At 49.4% G+C, this 16,478-nt stretch carries 12 protein-coding genes, 3 tRNA genes and 1 pseudogene; 9 read left to right on the forward strand and 7 right to left on the reverse strand.

All coding sequences use genetic code 11. From position 1 onward, the window contains the following. Positions 1-155 precede the first annotated feature (155 nt). The 3 genes and pseudogenes from IPF95_13110 to IPF95_13120 all read left to right on the forward strand — a co-directional run bounded on the left by IPF95_13110 (position 156) and on the right by IPF95_13120 (position 1,816). Complete coding sequence (locus tag IPF95_13110) at positions 156-563, forward strand: hypothetical protein (protein ID MBK6475626.1); 408 nt, start codon at positions 156-158, stop codon at positions 561-563. A 77-nt stretch (positions 564-640) separates the two neighbouring features. Beyond that, positions 641-1,396, forward strand: a pseudogene (locus IPF95_13115) (IS5 family transposase). Next, on the forward strand, positions 1,382-1,816 hold the full coding sequence (locus tag IPF95_13120; GenBank protein ID MBK6475627.1) for a transposase: 435 nt from the start codon (positions 1,382-1,384) through the stop codon (positions 1,814-1,816). The pseudogene IPF95_13115 and the gene IPF95_13120 overlap by 15 nt, the downstream one beginning before the upstream one ends. Positions 1,817-2,099: 283 nt before the next feature. Here IPF95_13120 and IPF95_13125 read toward each other — a convergent pair whose 3' ends face one another. From IPF95_13125 to clpB, 3 genes are all read right to left on the reverse strand, one after another. Next, the gene (locus IPF95_13125; GenBank protein ID MBK6475628.1) at positions 2,100-2,603 is read right to left on the reverse strand and encodes a histidine phosphatase family protein; all 504 of its coding nucleotides are present in this window, start codon (positions 2,601-2,603) and stop codon (positions 2,100-2,102) included. 9 nt (positions 2,604-2,612) lie between these two features. After that, on the reverse strand, positions 2,613-3,056 hold the full coding sequence (locus IPF95_13130) for a hypothetical protein (GenBank protein ID MBK6475629.1): 444 nt from the start codon (positions 3,054-3,056) through the stop codon (positions 2,613-2,615). A gap of 192 nt (positions 3,057-3,248) precedes the next feature. Beyond that, entirely contained in the window at positions 3,249-5,909 is a 2,661-nt protein-coding gene (gene clpB / locus IPF95_13135; protein MBK6475630.1) for an ATP-dependent chaperone ClpB, read from the reverse strand. Between the two features lie 142 nt (positions 5,910-6,051). Between clpB and IPF95_13140 the strand changes: the two genes are divergently transcribed. From IPF95_13140 to IPF95_13160, 5 genes are all read left to right on the forward strand, one after another. After that, positions 6,052-6,663, forward strand: a complete 612-nt coding sequence (locus tag IPF95_13140; protein MBK6475631.1) for an RNA polymerase sigma-70 factor — start codon at positions 6,052-6,054, stop codon at positions 6,661-6,663. A gap of 39 nt (positions 6,664-6,702) precedes the next feature. Next, positions 6,703-7,674, forward strand: a complete 972-nt coding sequence (locus IPF95_13145; protein ID MBK6475632.1) for a FecR domain-containing protein — start codon at positions 6,703-6,705, stop codon at positions 7,672-7,674. 117 nt (positions 7,675-7,791) lie between these two features. Beyond that, positions 7,792-9,753 carry an STN domain-containing protein gene (locus IPF95_13150; GenBank protein ID MBK6475633.1) on the forward strand — a complete coding sequence of 654 codons (1,962 nt, stop codon included), beginning with the start codon at positions 7,792-7,794 and terminating at the stop codon, positions 9,751-9,753. Positions 9,754-9,894: 141 nt separating this feature from the next. After that, the gene (locus IPF95_13155; GenBank protein ID MBK6475634.1) at positions 9,895-10,554 is read left to right on the forward strand and encodes a hypothetical protein; all 660 of its coding nucleotides are present in this window, start codon (positions 9,895-9,897) and stop codon (positions 10,552-10,554) included. Between the two features lie 44 nt (positions 10,555-10,598). Next, positions 10,599-12,953: a TonB-dependent receptor gene (locus tag IPF95_13160; protein ID MBK6475635.1), complete on the forward strand. Its 2,355-nt coding sequence runs from the start codon at positions 10,599-10,601 to the stop codon at positions 12,951-12,953. A 69-nt stretch (positions 12,954-13,022) separates the two neighbouring features. Here IPF95_13160 and IPF95_13165 read toward each other — a convergent pair whose 3' ends face one another. Together IPF95_13165 and IPF95_13170 are read right to left on the reverse strand one after the other, a co-directional pair. After that, positions 13,023-13,796 (reverse strand): C40 family peptidase, encoded by a 774-nt coding sequence (locus IPF95_13165; GenBank protein MBK6475636.1) that lies wholly within the window; start codon positions 13,794-13,796, stop codon positions 13,023-13,025. A gap of 14 nt (positions 13,797-13,810) precedes the next feature. Continuing rightward, positions 13,811-14,989, reverse strand: coding sequence for an acetyl-CoA C-acyltransferase (locus tag IPF95_13170; GenBank protein MBK6475637.1), 1,179 nt, complete (start codon positions 14,987-14,989; stop codon positions 13,811-13,813). A 118-nt stretch (positions 14,990-15,107) separates the two neighbouring features. Between IPF95_13170 and IPF95_13175 the strand changes: the two genes are divergently transcribed. Continuing rightward, positions 15,108-15,196 (forward strand) — tRNA-Ser (locus IPF95_13175). A 746-nt stretch (positions 15,197-15,942) separates the two neighbouring features. Here the strand turns inward: IPF95_13175 and IPF95_13180 are convergent. Next, positions 15,943-16,016 (reverse strand) — tRNA-Arg (locus IPF95_13180). A 170-nt stretch (positions 16,017-16,186) separates the two neighbouring features. Continuing rightward, positions 16,187-16,260: transfer RNA gene (locus tag IPF95_13185), tRNA-Pro, on the reverse strand. Positions 16,261-16,478 lie beyond the last annotated feature (218 nt).

The raw sequence follows: 16,478 nt of genomic DNA on the forward strand, positions 1-16,478 counted from the left end.
GTGTGGTGGTCCAGTTATTAACAAATACGGCCAAGGTTCGGGGTAAGCAACGGTACCGTTGCCGCACTTGTGGTAAGCAATTTTTAGGCGGCCAAACAAAGCAGCCCGAAGAACTATGGTTTGAGTATCAAGCTGGCAAACAGACTTACAGGCAGTTGGCTCTCAAGTATGGTTGTTCTATTCGGACCATACAGCGGACGTTGGACAAATACACAGGCACTGAAGCCAAGGCTGTTCTGCCATCTTCAGCCGTGGTTTTAATGGATACGACCTACTTCGGGAGAACCTTCGGTGTAATGGTGTTCAGGGATGCAACTACAGGCACAGTCCTGTATAGGAAATACGTAAAACATGAGACCAACCAGCTTTATGCGGATGGTCTGAAATTCCTTCGTGGACAAGGCGTGGAGATAAGCGCCGTTGTTTGTGATGGCCGACGAGGCCTGTTGCAACTCTGCAGAGGAATCCCGGTGCAAATGTGCCAATTTCATCAAGTAGCGATCATTACCCGCTATCTCACTAGAAGGAATCTCAAAAATAAGCATTGCCTAAGTTATCTATGAACACTGGGCTTTGATCAACTTTTTAATGTTCCAGTTGATCTTCTTCTTTGGCGCAATGTACTTCGCTAAGAAAAGCGATGGACATCAGCGACAAGCAATGGGAAGTGTTGGAAAAACCGCTTACAAGTATTTTTCATAAGAGCGAAACACGTGGCAGGCCCAGACAAGATCCACGTGCGGTGCTTAACGGGATCTTGTGGATATGCCGGACCGGTGCACCATGGGCAGATCTACCTGGCAGATACCCGCCATACCAGACTTGCCATCGGTACCACAAACACTGGTGCAAGAGCGGTTCTTGGGATAAACTGCTGCATGCTCTTGCATCGGATCTACGCGATCGAGGGAAGATCGACATTACCGAATGCTTTATCGATGGCACCTTCGCAAGTGCCAAAAAAGGGGGGGCTTGTGTTGGACCTACTAAGAAAGGGAAAGGCACCAAGATCATGGCAGTCACAGACGCTGTTGGTATTCCTCTCACCGTACGGGCCTTTAGCGCCAGCACCCATGAAGTAAAGCTAGCCGATAGGACGATCCGTTCGTGTGCCATAAAGCCCAAACGTGTGATCGCCGACAGGGCGTACGACAGTGACAAACTAAGACGCACATTGAAGAAACGCGGAATCCAACTGGTATGTCCGCACAGGAGTAACAGAAAACGACAAGTGCATCAAGATGGACGGGAATTACGGCGCTACAAACGCCGCTGGAAGGTCGAAAGGTTGTTCGCGTGGTTGTTTAACTCGCGCCGTACATTCGTTCGGTATGAATACCATGCAGACCTCTTCTTAGGCATGGTGCAGTTGGCTTGCGTAATGATAATTCTCAAAAGTTATGTTGAGATGGCTTCTAGAAAGCCCAAGTTGCCAGCAGCCATTGAGCTGCGCCAATTGACACAGATGCTGAAGAAGACCGATAAGGAAAGCTTCACTGGGGGTCTACAACTATGGCATACCAAATGGAAGGCCTTCCTCGCTGAACGAACTGTGGAATCAACCACCGGCAAGTCACGTTATACGCACGGTCGCCTGCGGAGCGCACACCGGAGCCTATCGTGCAATCTGCCTTGGTTGTTCACTTGGTACGACTATCCTGAACTGGATATTCCCAACACCACCAATGCAATAGATGGCTACTTCGCAGACCTGAAGAACAAGCTTCGCAATCACAATGGCCTCTCCTTGACTCGGAAACAAAAATTTATCGATGAGTTTTTGAAGGCATGCGGACCTCGCGATGGGAACGGTTGATCCGAAGGTTCCGTTCCCATCCGATCATCGCTCAGTCATCAGGTTTATCCCTGGCAGGTTGCTCTCCAGCAGAGCCTACTTCCGTTTCGCCAGACACCCAAAGATCAGAATCGCAATTAGGTTCTCCAACAACGGTTGATAACTCGCCATTCGTTTTGTCCATTAGAGACAAACGTCTCCCAAAAGCCATTCGTTTTGTCTATTACACCACATTGTATGAAGTCAGTGCACCCTATGGGATGCATCACTTCAAATACAGAGCGTTCGCTGGTCTGCGCACAATTCACGCCTGCCCAGGATGCCGCTTCGGGTACTCGTGCCAGACCATGTTCCCCAGTCCTTTGCTAGCGTGCTCCCATTGATCAATTTCCAGATCGATGCGCACCATGGCGCACGTGGAAAGCGCGATCGGATCTTCGTCACAGAGATAGTAAGCGAGTTCAGAAAAGCCAGGATTGTGTCCGAAGAGCATTACGTGTTCCGCATGATCCGGTAGTGCTTGAACAATGCGCATCAACGAACCTACGGATGCTTCATAAATAGAAGCATTAAAGTGAATTTGATCGGTTGGGATGTTCAATTCCTTTGCAAAGAAGCTTGCCGTGGTCTGCGCTCTGTTCGCCGGACTGGAAATGATAAGTTCCACAGGTTCATTCAGCGCTTTGAAGACTTTCGCCATCATAGGAGCATCATGCATACCGCGTTCGTTCAACGGTCTATCATGGTCGCGCATGCCTGGATCGGCCCAACTGCTCTTGGCGTGCCGAACAACATAGAGCGTCCTCATGGTGAGGTTTTAGACGGTTACTCCCTTCAGGCCATCGTACAAACTGATCAACAGAACGTTCGGATCATTCGTGATCGGCAACTCCATTGTTGCAAGTTTGGCATCGCTGAATTGTGTGGAATTCCGGAAGCCTTTTGAAACGGTCAGGTGAAGGGCTTCGGGATAGATCCCCGTGAAATGAAGTTGCGAAACGTTACCGCCTGCCATGCGCAGCAAGTAGCGCGGGTAGTGGCTTTCCTTATCGTCCCACGATTTATCTTCTTCCAATACGTGGCCTAATTGTCTCAGGTCGGCAGCCCATTCGTCCATAACGTAAAGCAGCACATCCTCCACAAAGATCTCTGGATCCCGCGGCAATTGCTGCTGGCTGAAATCCAACGGTGCAAGAAGGCGGGAACGCGTGTTCCGAAGTGCATCCACCAACGTATTGATCTGGGCAGTAAAAGTCATCATATCCAACTCTAATTCGAGTGCAAACTACTCGATGGAAAACTGTTCGCACCAATTTGAGTAAACAGGTTATGCACGATCCCATCAACGATCCGCCCTAAATTAACAAATGCCTCTCCAGAATACTGGGAAAGGCATTTGTTTAAAAAGAAGGGGTTAGCGTATTCAATGCGCTGCTCACGTTCGGGTAGCTTGTCAAGCTTTCTTTAATTTCTTTCCGTTCCGGTTCTCATCTCGGCCATCTATCCGGGTCTCCTTCTCATCGATCGGCTTCCGGAACACGATCTTGCCATCAAACACATCTATCACCTGTGGAATACTGGTCTCAACAGTTCCCGCAATGATCTGCGTCGAAAGCGCATTCAGCAATTCCTTTTGGATCATCCGTTTGATCGGGCGTGCCCCGAATTGTGGGTCGTAACCACCTTCCACGATGTGCTCGACCAACTCTTCGCTCGGAGTAAGATGAATATCCTTTTCCTCCAACTTTTTCATCAGTTGGTCCAACTGCAATTCCACGATCTGTTTTACATCGGTTTTGCTCAACGGGCGGAACATGATCAGTTCATCCACACGGTTCAGGAATTCCGGACGCACCGTTTTGCGCAACAGGTCCATCACTTCGGCTTGCGTTTTTTCAACCACCGCTTCCAGATCCTTGTCTTTCAAGTTCTCGAAGTTCTCCTGAATGATGTGCGATCCGATGTTGCTGGTCATGATGATGATGGTGTTCTTGAAGTTCACCACCCGGCCTTTGTTATCCGTAAGGCGACCATCGTCCAACACTTGCAAAAGGATGTTCCAAACATCCGGATGTGCTTTCTCGATCTCGTCGAGCAGCACCACACTATACGGTTTACGTCGTACCGCTTCGGTGAGCTGGCCACCTTCGTCATAACCAACGTAGCCCGGAGGCGCACCTACCAAGCGGCTTACCGCGTGACGTTCCTGATACTCGCTCATGTCGATCCGCGTCATTGCGTTCTCGTCGTTGAACAGTACTTCGCTCAGCGCTTTCGCCAATTCGGTTTTTCCAACACCGGTAGTACCCAGGAAAATGAACGAACCGATCGGGCGTTTTTCATCACCCATACCGGCACGGTTGCGTCGCACGGCATCGCTTACGGCGCGTACCGCATCATCCTGACCGATCACACGTTTATGCAACTCGTCCTCCAGTTTCAAGAGCTTCGAACGTTCGGCTTCGAGCATCCGGCTTACGGGAACACCGGTCCAACGGCTCACCACATCAGCGATCTCTTCAACGTCCACTTCCTCTTTGATCATCTTGGAGCTGGACTGCATCTCTGCAAGAGCTTCTTTTGCTTTGGCCAATTCATCTTCGGTCTCGGTCATGCGACCATAACGGATCTCGGCGACTTTACCAAAATCCCCGTCACGTTCAGCTTGGGCAGCATCGAATTTCAGTTGTTCGATCTTGTCTTTTGCCGTGTTGATATTCTCAACCAACCCGCGCTCACTTTCCCATCGGGCTTTCATGCCATCGCGCTTTTCGCTCAGGTCGGCAAGTTCACGGTTGATATCCGTTAACTGTGATTCATCTTTTTCACGTTTTATCGCTTCACGTTCGATCTCCAATTGCATTACACGTCGATCGATCTCATCCAACTCCTCGGGTTTGGAATTGATCTCCATGCGCAGTTTGCTCGCGGCCTCGTCGATCAGGTCGATCGCCTTATCGGGTAGGAATCGATCAGCGATGTAGCGGGTACTCAACTCCACAGCGGCAATTATCGCTGCATCCTTGATCAACACTTTGTGGTGGCTCTCGTATTTCTCTTTCAAGCCGCGCAGTATACTGATGGCATCTTCGCGTGAAGGTTCATTCACCATCACCTTTTGGAAGCGACGCTCCAACGCCTTATCCTTCTCGAAATACTTTTGGTATTCGTTCAATGTGGTTGCACCAATGGCACGTAATTCTCCTCGGGCCAATGCAGGCTTCAGGATATTCGCGGCATCCATGGCGCCGTCGCCACCACCTGCTCCAACGAGTGTGTGGATCTCATCAATGAACAACACGATCCTACCTTCGCCACTGATCACCTCTTTCACAACGGACTTCAACCGTTCTTCGAACTCTCCTTTGTATTTAGCTCCGGCGATCAACGCGCCCATATCCAAACTGAATACTTGCTTGTTCTTAAGGTCATCTGGAATATCTCCACTCACGATACGTTGCGCAATACCTTCTGCGATCGCGGTCTTGCCTACGCCAGGTTCTCCGATCAGGATCGGGTTGTTCTTTGTGCGTCTGCTCAGGATCTGCAACACGCGGCGGATCTCTTCATCACGCCCAATGACCGGATCGAGTTTATTTTGTTTTGCAAGTTGATTGAGATCCTTCGCATACTTGTTCAGCGCGTTATAGGTCTCTTCTTGACTTTGGCTCGTAACGGTTTGGCCCTTCCGAAGCTCTTTGATAGCTGCAATAAGATCCTTCTTCGTTACACCGTTATCCTTGAGCAATTGTGCAATGGTATCTCCACTTTGTAATATGCCTAAAAGCAAATGTTCCACGCTTGCGAATTCATCGCCGAATTCGGGCATGGCAGCAAGTGCTTTTGTTAGGGCATCTTGTGCCGATCGGCTCAGGGTGATCTGGCCTCCGGTTACTTTAGGGTAGCCTTGCACAATGCGATCCAGCGCTTGTTGAAGAGAAGGAAGGTTAACGTTCAATTTCTTCAATAGGAAAGGCGTAACGTCCGCATCCACTTCAAGAATACCTTTCAGGAAGTGTCCGTTCTCGAGCACTTGCTGTCCGTAACCGCTAGCAATGGTCTGTGCTTGCTGTATGGCTTGTTGGGAGCGTATGGTGAATTTGTTCAGGTCCATTTTAGGTTGAATTGTTATGCTTGCACGCTCCACATAAACCACGCCGTGATCAAAACTCCATCAATTTAGGAAATTTCGTCAGCACTTGAGCAATAACACGGCCATTCGGACAGCTATATGAATTTCGGAACGCCAAAAGCGCATGTTTTCGGAAGGCAATTGGCCTTCTACATTTGCGCCCATCACGAATATCGGTACATATGCATTGATCGCTTCTGGTGATCGGAATGCTTTTGAGGAAGCGTTCAGAATGTATTACGCGCCACTTTGCGCGTTTGCAGTGCAGTATGTCAAGGATCAGGATGTAGCAGAAGATCTGGTTCAAGACCTCTTCGTCCGCATATGGCAGGATCGCGAGAAGATCAACGTGTCGACATCATTGAAGTCGTATCTATTTGCTTCTGTAAGGAATAGAGCGTTGAATGCAATGAAAGTGAGCGCACGCATGCGGCCCTTGGACGAGCAGAACATCGGTCATGTGGCCGACTCCGATAGGGACGAAGCAGAGTATACAGATCGGTCTGCTCGGGTTCTTGCTGCAATAGAGCTGCTTCCGGAAGAACGCAGAAAGGTGTTCAAACTTAGTCGGAACGAGGGGTTGAAATACCACGAGATCGCAGCACGGTTGGGCATTAGCATAAAGACGGTGGAGAATCAGATGGGCAAGGCTTTGAAGACGTTAAGGGCCGAATTGGCGGACCTGGTGCCAGCCGCATTGATCGGTTGGCTTATCTGGTTTTTTGGAGGGCAATAGGGGTAAATGGGAAATGGATTGTCATAGAAAGGAACACACGTGAATAAAGGACCACATATCGATAGCGATCTGCTCGCGCGTTACCTCGCTGGGGAATGTACTCATGAGGAACGCCTTGAGGTTGAGCAATGGGCCGATGCGGATATTTCGAATGCTCAAGAGCTCGAGGTATTGCGTGCCATCTGGAGCGATGCCGGGACCGGTATTCGTTCTGCTGTTGATGTGCATGCTGCTTGGCAAAACGTCAGTGATCGCATGGAGGTTTCAGAGGGTAGGGGCCGGGTAATTCCGATCTTACGTTCTAGGATCTTATTGCGTTTGTTGGCTGCCGCTGCTGTGGTTACTGCTGTTTTCGTTGGGGTTCGTTCTCTATTGACCAACCAAACTCAAGATCTCATGGCTACAACGGAATACCTACGGTCCACATTACCCGACAGCAGTCACATAATCTTATCTCCAGGATCTCGTCTTAGTTCGCGCATGAGCGATGTAAGACATATTGCTCTTTCCGGTGAGGCCTATTTTGAGGTTGAACGAGATACTGCAAGGCCCTTCGTGGTGGAGACGGATGACGTAAGGGTCACCGTTCTGGGAACTGCATTCGAAGTGAGTTCGATCGATACGAGCAATAGCGTTCTTGTGCGGGTTCGGCATGGAAGAGTGCAAGTGAGTACATCCGAGGATACGGTCATCCTGAACGGTGATGAATATGCGCGGTATACTAAGTTGGCCCATTTGTTAGAGCGAATGCCAGCACCGCATTCTCAGGTCTGGGGAGACCGGATCATCCAATTCAAGGAAGCGCCACTTTCTGAAGTTGTTGATCAGCTTGAAGTATTATATCATGTGCGTATTCGCTTAGCTAACGAAGGGTTGATACATTGTAAGCTCACGGCAACCTTCGATGACGAGCCTATCGATTATATACTTCGCGTGATCGCCGATACATATGGGTTTACGCTAACAATGGGATCACCAGGGTCATACACATTGGATGGCGATGGCTGCTGACCTGCGCCTATTCTTATTTGTCGTCTTCCTTCTGCCTGTGACCGTCTTCGGCCAGAAGATCATTGAACGCCACGTAGAGGTCAATGCTTCTCGCGTACGCTTGGGCGAAGCTCTTGCTTGGTTGCAAAGGATGGTGATTTCAAGCTGAGTTATAATTCTGCTGTGGTGAATGGCGATAGTGTAGTAAGCGTTAACGCCAACGGTACTGTTGAAGAAGCGCTGAGAACGTTGGTCGGTTCTGGGTTTCAGATAAAGGAAACCGGTGAACACATCATCCTATTAGGCTCACGAGGCGATCGAAAACGATCCACCATAAGCGGTACGATCTACGATGCTGACTCTAAACGGCCAGTTCTGCATGCGTACTTGCATGAAGTAGGTGGAAGTGCCATGGTAACGACTGATGGTTCTGGGGCATTTGAACTGACCGTTTCAGGAGACCATGATCGTACGGCGATCCTGGTAATGCGGAAAGAATATCATGACACCGTTATCTATGTCCCAAAGGGCAGTGCGTTCGGTCAAGTACCAATGCGCAAACGGGACATATTGGAAAGGGTAGAACCGATATGCTTATATGAGCGCTGCCAGGTAGAGGATCTTGGCGTAACGCGCTTATTAGTCCCGCGGTCCGAATTGGATCAAGCGCAGAATATCACCATCGAAGAGGAGCGGCCTTGGCAGATCTCGCTGATACCGAATGTCAGTACTAACGGTCCAATTGCGAGTGCGGTGGTGAATAAGTTATCGCTCAATATTCTTGGTGGTTACGCACGCGGGTTGAACGGGTTGGAGGTAGGAGGTCTTGCGAACATCATAGGAGGGGATGTAAGAGGGATGCAGATCGCTGGAGTAACGAATCTGGTGGGAAGAAATACGCAAGGCGTGCAGATCGCTGGGGGTGTCAATCACACCATGCGGTCGCTGGAGGGTGTGCAGATCTCGGGCCTAGCGAACATCGTATGGGATACCTTAACAGGCGTGCAGATAAGTTACGGTGTCAATGTTGTGAAAGGTGGGTTACGAGGTACACAGATCTCGGGTTCCTGCAACGTGGCTACGCAGAACGTTGATGGCATGCAGGTGTCTTACGGTGTGAACGTAACACCGAAGGACGTGCGAAAATTACAGATCGCTGGTACTGGGAATTATGCCCGAAATGTTTCAGGTGCGCAGCTCGCGATCGGTGTGAACATTGCGCGTGATACGGTCGGTGGTGGTCAGGTGGGCTTCGGTGGGAATTATGCGCGTTATGTAACAGGTGGTCAGTTCAGTTTCGGTGCGAACATTGTACCAAGGACCGTAAGTGGAGGCCAAGTTGGATTCGGTTTGAATTATGCAGGTTCCTGCACGGGTGGTCAGTTCTCTTTCGGTGCCAATATCGTCCCAGGTTCCGTAATGGCTGGCCAAGTTGGATTCGGTTTGAATTATGCGGGAAATATTACGGGAGCGCAGTTCTCATTTGGGTTGAATGCTGTTGGAGGAACAGCAAGAGGAACGCAGGTGGGTGCCTTGAATTTTGCGCGGAAATGTGAGGGTGGTCAGGTCGGCTTTCTCAATCTTAGTGATTCACTTTCGGGGTTCGCGATCGGATTATTGTCGGTTTCATTGAGAGGATATCATCGCTTCGATGTGATCACTGGAAATGTGATGCCACTGAGCGTGCAAGTACGAACGGGCACAAAAGGCTTTCATAATATCTTGGGCTATTCGCCAGCGATCGAGGCTAATGGGCGATGGGGATTCCTTTACGGGATCGGGACGGAACCACGCATTAGCAAGAATGGTTTCATGAACATTGATCTTACGGCCGAACAGATCGTGGAACAAAAGGAATGGGTCGATGCCGTGAATATCGTTGGGCGTTTTTCACTGAGTTACGGACATCGCATTGCTGGTCCTCTGGTGATCAGTGGAGGGGCTGTGCTCAATACGCAATTCACGGATTGGCGTAGTGCGGAGAACGGACTTTATTTGAGCCAATTATCGCCCTCGGTCCGGCTATTCACTGGAGGCAATGGTGCTACGCGCATTTACGGGTGGATAGGTTGGAAAGCAGCATTAGGAGTGCGGTTCTAGCTGGATCGGGGCAAGTTTTTCAGAACGTGTTGCCCACTCATTCACACATCGGAAAATTGATCGAAATTTAGTTGAGAATGGAGTAGGGGTATTTGAAGGAACGGTTGTCCTATTAAAAAACAACCAATACCTGAACCCCAAATGAAATCCCTTTCTCATCGGATCCTGTTGAATTTTCTTTTCCTGCTTCCTCTTCTGTGCCATGCTCAAGAAGACCAAAAGCCACGAACACTTTTTGGTGGTGATCAAAAGGTGAGTCATGGAGGTTGGGGCGCTCCATCGGCCATGTACACACGTATCATGGATACAGATGCATTGTTGGTCGGCGGCCGTGCGGGTTGGTTGATCAACCATCGCGTTACCATCGGTTTGGCGGGATATGGCCTCACTACTGCTTTGCCCAATTCCAAGTACGATGATCACCTGCAAGGGCTTGGTGATTCCCTTACGCGTGGATCTCAATTCGAGATGGGTTATGGCGGGCTATTGATCGAGCCTATCATCGCGTACCGATCACCTGTGCATGTGAGTTTACCGATACTGATCGGTGTTGGTGGTTGCGGCTACCAGTATTCGTCACGCAGTCCGATCGAGGTGGACTACGCCAACTACCGCGACCTGGCCCAAGCATTTCTGGTGGTGGAGCCGGGCGTTGATCTGGAGATCAACGTTGTACCCCTCGTACGCTTGGCATTGGGCGCATCCTACAGATACACGAGCGAACTGGATCTGCCTGCTACACCAAAGGATGCACTCCAAGGAATGAACGCTTCGTTCACCATCAAGGTCGGCTGGTTCTGATCGATCCGTATTTCAGAGACTATCAATAAGAAAGCAACATGAAAATGCTAGTGTCAATTCGGTCCGTTCTAATAGTTCTGATCTCGGCTTTTGCCGTGAAAGCGTCAGCCCAAGGCAACACCCAGACCGTGCGCGGTAAAGTGTTGGATATCGACTCTCGACAACCACTGATCGGCGCCACAATAACTATTGTGGGCAGCGAACCGCTTTTAGGCGTAAGCACGGATATTGACGGTCAGTTCGCCATTCCGCAGGTGCCCACGGGCCGCATCGAACTGCTGATCAGAATGCTCGAATATGACGAACAAAGGATGCCAGATCTGCTTGTGAACAGCGCAAAGGAATTGGTCCTCACCATTCGCATGGAAGAATCCTTGACACAGTTAAAGGAATTCGCAGTGCATGGAGAGGGGAACAAGGGAGAGGTCCGAAATGATATGGCTACCCTTAGTGCGCGGCGAATTAGTGTTGAGGAAACGTCCAGAGTTGCAGGCGGAATAAATGATCCGGCCCGTATGGTAAGTTCCTTCGCAGGGGTGGCAGGGGATGCGACCGGCAATAACGACATCATTGCAAGAGGAAATTCATCCAAAGGTGTTCTTTGGAGATTGGAAGGAATAGAGATACCCAACCCCAATCACTTCAGTGATGAAGGGAGCACGGGTGGTCCGATAAATGTTCTGAATAGTGATATGCTTGATAACTCCGATTTCTACACCGGAGCATTTGCACCCGAATATGGCAATGCATTAAGCGCGATCTTCGATATGCGATTACGTGATGGTAACGACACGGAACAGGAGTACACTTTTAAGTTGGGTGTGCTGGGCACGGATCTCACTGCGGAAGGACCAATTCCAGGAACGAAAGGTGGTTCATATTTGGCCAACTTTCGGTATTCCACATTGGCGCTGTTGGATGGCGCTGGGATCGTAGATTACGGTGGTGTTCCAAAATATTCGGATGCCTCATTCAAACTAAAACTACCAACGGCCAAAGCTGGAACATTCTCATTGTTCGGGCTCGGAGGGAAAAGTCATATTATTGATCAGGACCAAGGCGAAGGGGGAGATACACTATTCTCTCGTGCGGATTACGGATCCCGCATGGGTGTCATCGGTCTCACCAATACGCGCACCTTGAGCGATAATAGTTTTGTTTACACTACCGTCTCATTGAGCGGAAACGGCAGTAGTACGGAATATGATGAAAGCGACTTTACAGGAATTTCTCCTTTGGAACGAAAGCACACAAGTGATCTTGGAAAGTGGACGGTTCGGGCATCTACAGTTGTCAATAATCGCTTAAGCGCGAGTCATAAATTGAGAACAGGGGTGATCCTGTCATCCGAAATGTTCCGAATGGGGTCAGCAAGTTTCGATGATGATCTTCAACGGAATGTAACGGAGCTTGAAGGGCAGGGAGCTTCAACAACGTTGCAAGCGTTCACAAGCTGGAAGTGGCGAATGAATGAAAAGTTGACCATGACCAGTGGGGTGCATGTTCTGCACTATTCATTGAACAATGCCACAAGCGTAGAACCAAGGCTTGGTCTGAAATATCAATTCCATCCCGGCAAGGCCATAAGCATTGCTGGTGGGTTACATTCCAGAACCGAAGCCATCATGACCTATAACGTTCAAATTCCCGGTGCTGATGGTAAACCGATCCGACCGAATGAAAAGCTCGGACTTTCAAAAGCTGCGCATGCCGTGCTTGGTTACGAACACATGTTCGCCGAGGACATACAGATGAAGGTGGAGGCTTACTACCAACACCACTTCAATGTTCCAGTGGAGAATGATGCGAACAGTTCATATAGCCTAACGAATTATACGGGTTGGTTCACAACCAAGCCCTTGGTGAATAAAGGTGTTGGACGCAATTACGGATTGGAGGTCTCACTGGAGAAATTTTTCACGCACGGCTATCATTTCATGGCTACGGCCTCGTTGAGCGACACACGGTACAAAGCGTTGGATGGCGTTTGGCGGAATTCCCGTTTCAATATGGGTATTGTCGCAAATGCACTTGCGGGAAAAGAATGGAAGCTTGGTCCTGTCGGAAAGGACAGGGTATTAACGACGGGTTTCAGGTATTCCATACTTGGAGGGCAATACGGAACTCCGATCGACTTACAAGCAAGCCTAGCCGCAGGAGAAGAAGTTGCTGGTGGACCGGCTTGGAGTAAGAAGGGCGATCCCATCCATAAGTTGGACCTGGTCATTTCATACCGTGTCGGAAGGCCGCGCGTAAGCCACGAGTTCAAAGTGGATGTTCAGAATGTATTGAATGGTAAGACGAACGTTAACCAATACTTCAACAGGCAGGACGGCAGAATTGAAGGCAATTCACAGTTAGCAATACTACCTGTAGTTCAATACATGCTAAGGTTCTGACCGAGCTGGAACAGATCAAAAAGGGCGCAGTGTTCGATCACTGCGCCCATTTTTCTGATAGAGTGTTTGTTACAACATCCGCCGTACCATCCTCAACTTATGAGAATAGCTATTCTCCTCCTTGTTGAATATCCCTTGCTGATCGAAGTTGTCGATCCTCACGCGGCCACTGGCATGAACTATTCGCAGATCTCCTTCTTCCGATCGTGTAAGGATCATTCCTACATGGATGATCCTTCCCTCTTCATTATCGAAGAATGCGAGGTCTCCAGGCTCTACCAGATCCAATAGTTCCACCACATCGCCTTCTTCAGCTTGCTGCGAGGCATCGCGAGGCAAGTAGATCCCTTGAAAGATGTAGAGCATTTGGACCAGTCCACTGCAATCGATCCCAGTAGGTGTGCGTCCGCCCCATAGGTACGGTGCACCGAGATATGGATGTAGATGAAGGTCGATCAATTCTGCCCGCGTACTCTCGCTTGGTTGATTCGTCAATGCACTAACGGGAATGCGCCTGTCCTGCCAAGTGATCTGTTCATTCTCATAGAATGGTAGAACAGAACCGTAGGGGAGTATCACCTGCCTTTCACCTAGGTCCACTATCGCGGACTGATCGATCACCCGAAGGTCGGGCTCGTTGTTCGGTGTTGTACACACCGCGATCTGTTTATTGTCAACCCAACCTGTGTAGCCATCATGATCGAACTCGAGCTTGGTCCATTTGGGAGTACGTTCCAGCACTTCTGCGGTTTCACCGAAAAGCCATTGGCTTACCATTTCCGACGTGTCCGTCGGGTCCTTACGCACAGGTACTATTGAAAGTGGGCAGATGACTGCTGTCATGGTTTCTGGGTCTTTCACAGCAATTCGATGACGATCGCGCTTGCTCCGCCTCCGCCATTACAAATTCCAGCTGCACCGTATTTGGCTTTGTTCTGCTTTAGCACGTTCAAAAGCGTTACTACGATCCGTGCACCACTGCATCCCAATGGATGACCCAGGGAAACCGCGCCTCCGTTCACATTCACTTTTGATGGATCCAGGTTCAACATTTTTGTATTCGCAATACCAACTACTGAAAAAGCCTCGTTGAGTTCGACATACTGAATATCGCTCATTTTCAATCCAGCTTTTTCTACGGCGATCGGAACAGCCTTGGCAGGCGTTGTGGTGAACCATTCCGGTGCTTGTTCTGCATCTGCGTATCCAACCACTTTCGCCAACGGGGTCAAACCAAGCTCTTTGGCTTTGTCAGCGCTCATTAACACTAAAGCTGCCGCACCGTCATTAATGGTACTTGCGTTACCGGCCGTAACGGTTCCATCTTTGGTGAAAACGCCTTTCAAGGCCTTGAGCTTGTCAAAGTTCACGTTCTTGAATTCTTCGTCCTCGGACACTACGATGTCGCCTTTTCGTGTCTTTACGGTGACAGGAACCACTTCATCACTGAATTTTCCGGCCTTCCATGCATTAGCGCTTCGGGTATAGCTTTCGATCGCAAAAGCATCTTGCTCCTCTCTGCTGATCTTGTTCTCCGTTGCACACAGATCCGCACATACACCCATGGCTTGCTGATCATACACGTTCATTAAGCCATCCTTGCTTATACCGTCAATTAGCGCACCATCGCCGAATCGGTATCCGTATCGGGCTTTCTCAAGATAATATGGTGTACGGCTCATGCTTTCCATACCTCCGGCAACCACGATCTCGGCATCACCTAATAGGATGTCCTGGGTCGCCATCATAATGGCCTTCATACCGCTCGCACACACTTTATTCACAGTGGTGCAGGCTACTTCATTCGGCAATCCAGCTGCTTTGGAAGCTTGTCTAGCTGGGGCTTGGCCCAGATTTGCCTGTAATACACTGCCCATGATCACTTCATTGACGAGTTCAGGTTTGATCCCCGCCCTTTCAACAGCGGCTTTAATTGCCGTTGCTCCAAGTTCAGTTGCAGAAACTTCGGCCAAACTGCCGCCAAAGCTGCCAATAGGTGTTCGCACTGCGGATACAATTACTACTTCACGCGCCATGATCTAAGGAATAGTTGATGTTTTTTGAGGCTGCAAAGGTAACCTTAGAAAGAAGATAGTGCTGATATCAAACCTACTTCTATCTTTGCCGCCCCGCCGAACGTGGTGGGGCCCAAAAGGAGAGGTGGGTGAGTGGCTGAAACCAGTAGTTTGCTAAACTGCCGTACGGGTTATTCTGTACCGGGGGTTCGAATCCCCCCCTCTCCGCAAAAAAAAAAAAGCCCCGCGCAAGTGGGGTTTTTGTTTTTGTTGAAAAGGTCAGAGGTACTAGGTCTTTAGCAGATAGGTTTGCTGTAGTGTGGGCGGTCAGCCCAGAATAAGTGCGATCGCGGTTGGTGGTGTCCGACCTTCTCTCCGATAATCAGATGATCAATTCGATCATCAAGTGATCCCGGTTGGATTGGCTTCGCCTTTCCACTGGGATCCGTGAAGTGGATCAAATTGATCGAAGATCCTGTGCCTGAAAATTTACAAGCGAGCTTGCATCTTCAGACTCCGTATCTTCTGAAGATCAATTCGATCATCAAGTGATCCCGGTTGGATTGGCTTCGCCTTTCCACTGGGATCCGTGAAGTGGATCAAATTGATCGAAGATCCTGTGCCTGAAAATTTACAAGCGAGCTTGCATTTTCAGACTCCGTATCTTCTGAAGATCAATTCGATCATCAAGTGATCCCGGTTGGATTGGCTTCGCCTTTCCACTGGGATCCGTGAAGTGGATCAATTGATCGAAGATCCTGTGCCTGAAAATTTACAAGCGAGCTTGCATTTTCAGACTCCGTATCTTCTGAAGATCAATTCGATCATCAAGTGATCCCGGTTGGATTGGCTTCGCCTTTCCACTGGGATCCGTGAAGTGGATCAAATTGATCGAAGATCCTGTGCCTGAAAATTTACAAGCGAGCTTGCATTTTCAGACTCCGTATCTTCTGAAGATCAATTCGATCATCAAGTGATCCCGGTTGGATTCGAACCAACGGCCGCCTGCTTAGAAGGCAGGTGCTCTATCCAGCTGAGCTACGGGACCAATATTTGACGGCAAATGTCGGTATTTCTTCGGGGTGCTCGGCTGGACGATGGCGATTCTTTTAATACTAGTACACGAGTTGCACCACAGCATGAAGTATCAGTGCAATTCAGGATCATCATTAAGCATCCTGATACAAAAAAGAGCCGACCGGATGGTCAGCTCTTATGTCGGGGCGGCCAGATTCGAACTGACGACCTCCTGCTCCCAAAGCAGGCGCGATACCGGGCTACGCTACGCCCCGAAAGGGCGGCAAATGTATGCTAAATATCCTATTCAATACTATTTGTTTTTAAAGATCCACTAGATCAGGTCGGGTATTAGTAATGAAGCACTTTTTCAACACCCTCATTCACGTCAAATAACGAACCGTCACGGAAGTACTTGCATTGATTGAAATCGGCACCCATCTAAGCAAAATCGGTTGGCCGCTGCCGTAAGGTCCACATTTTCAGGACAGAT

Source organism: Flavobacteriales bacterium (assembly GCA_016704485.1).
Classification (GTDB): Bacteria; Bacteroidota; Bacteroidia; order Flavobacteriales_F; family PHOS-HE28; genus PHOS-HE28.

Bases quoted from the DNA above. Each gene is read 5' to 3' on its own strand.
- IPF95_13120 (MBK6475627.1), top strand. From the start codon at position 1,382: ATGATAATTCTCAAAAGTTATGTTGAGATGGCTTCTAGAAAGCCCAAG.
- IPF95_13140 (MBK6475631.1), top strand. From the start codon at position 6,052: ATGTTTTCGGAAGGCAATTGGCCTTCTACATTTGCGCCCATCACGAAT.
- IPF95_13125 (MBK6475628.1), bottom strand. From the start codon at position 2,603: ATGAGGACGCTCTATGTTGTTCGGCACGCCAAGAGCAGTTGGGCCGAT.
- IPF95_13155 (MBK6475634.1), top strand. From the start codon at position 9,895: ATGAAATCCCTTTCTCATCGGATCCTGTTGAATTTTCTTTTCCTGCTT.
- IPF95_13160 (MBK6475635.1), top strand. From the start codon at position 10,599: ATGCTAGTGTCAATTCGGTCCGTTCTAATAGTTCTGATCTCGGCTTTT.
- IPF95_13165 (MBK6475636.1), bottom strand. From the start codon at position 13,796: ATGACAGCAGTCATCTGCCCACTTTCAATAGTACCTGTGCGTAAGGAC.
- IPF95_13170 (MBK6475637.1), bottom strand. From the start codon at position 14,989: ATGGCGCGTGAAGTAGTAATTGTATCCGCAGTGCGAACACCTATTGGC.
- IPF95_13130 (MBK6475629.1), bottom strand. From the start codon at position 3,056: ATGATGACTTTTACTGCCCAGATCAATACGTTGGTGGATGCACTTCGG.
- clpB (MBK6475630.1), bottom strand. From the start codon at position 5,909: ATGGACCTGAACAAATTCACCATACGCTCCCAACAAGCCATACAGCAA.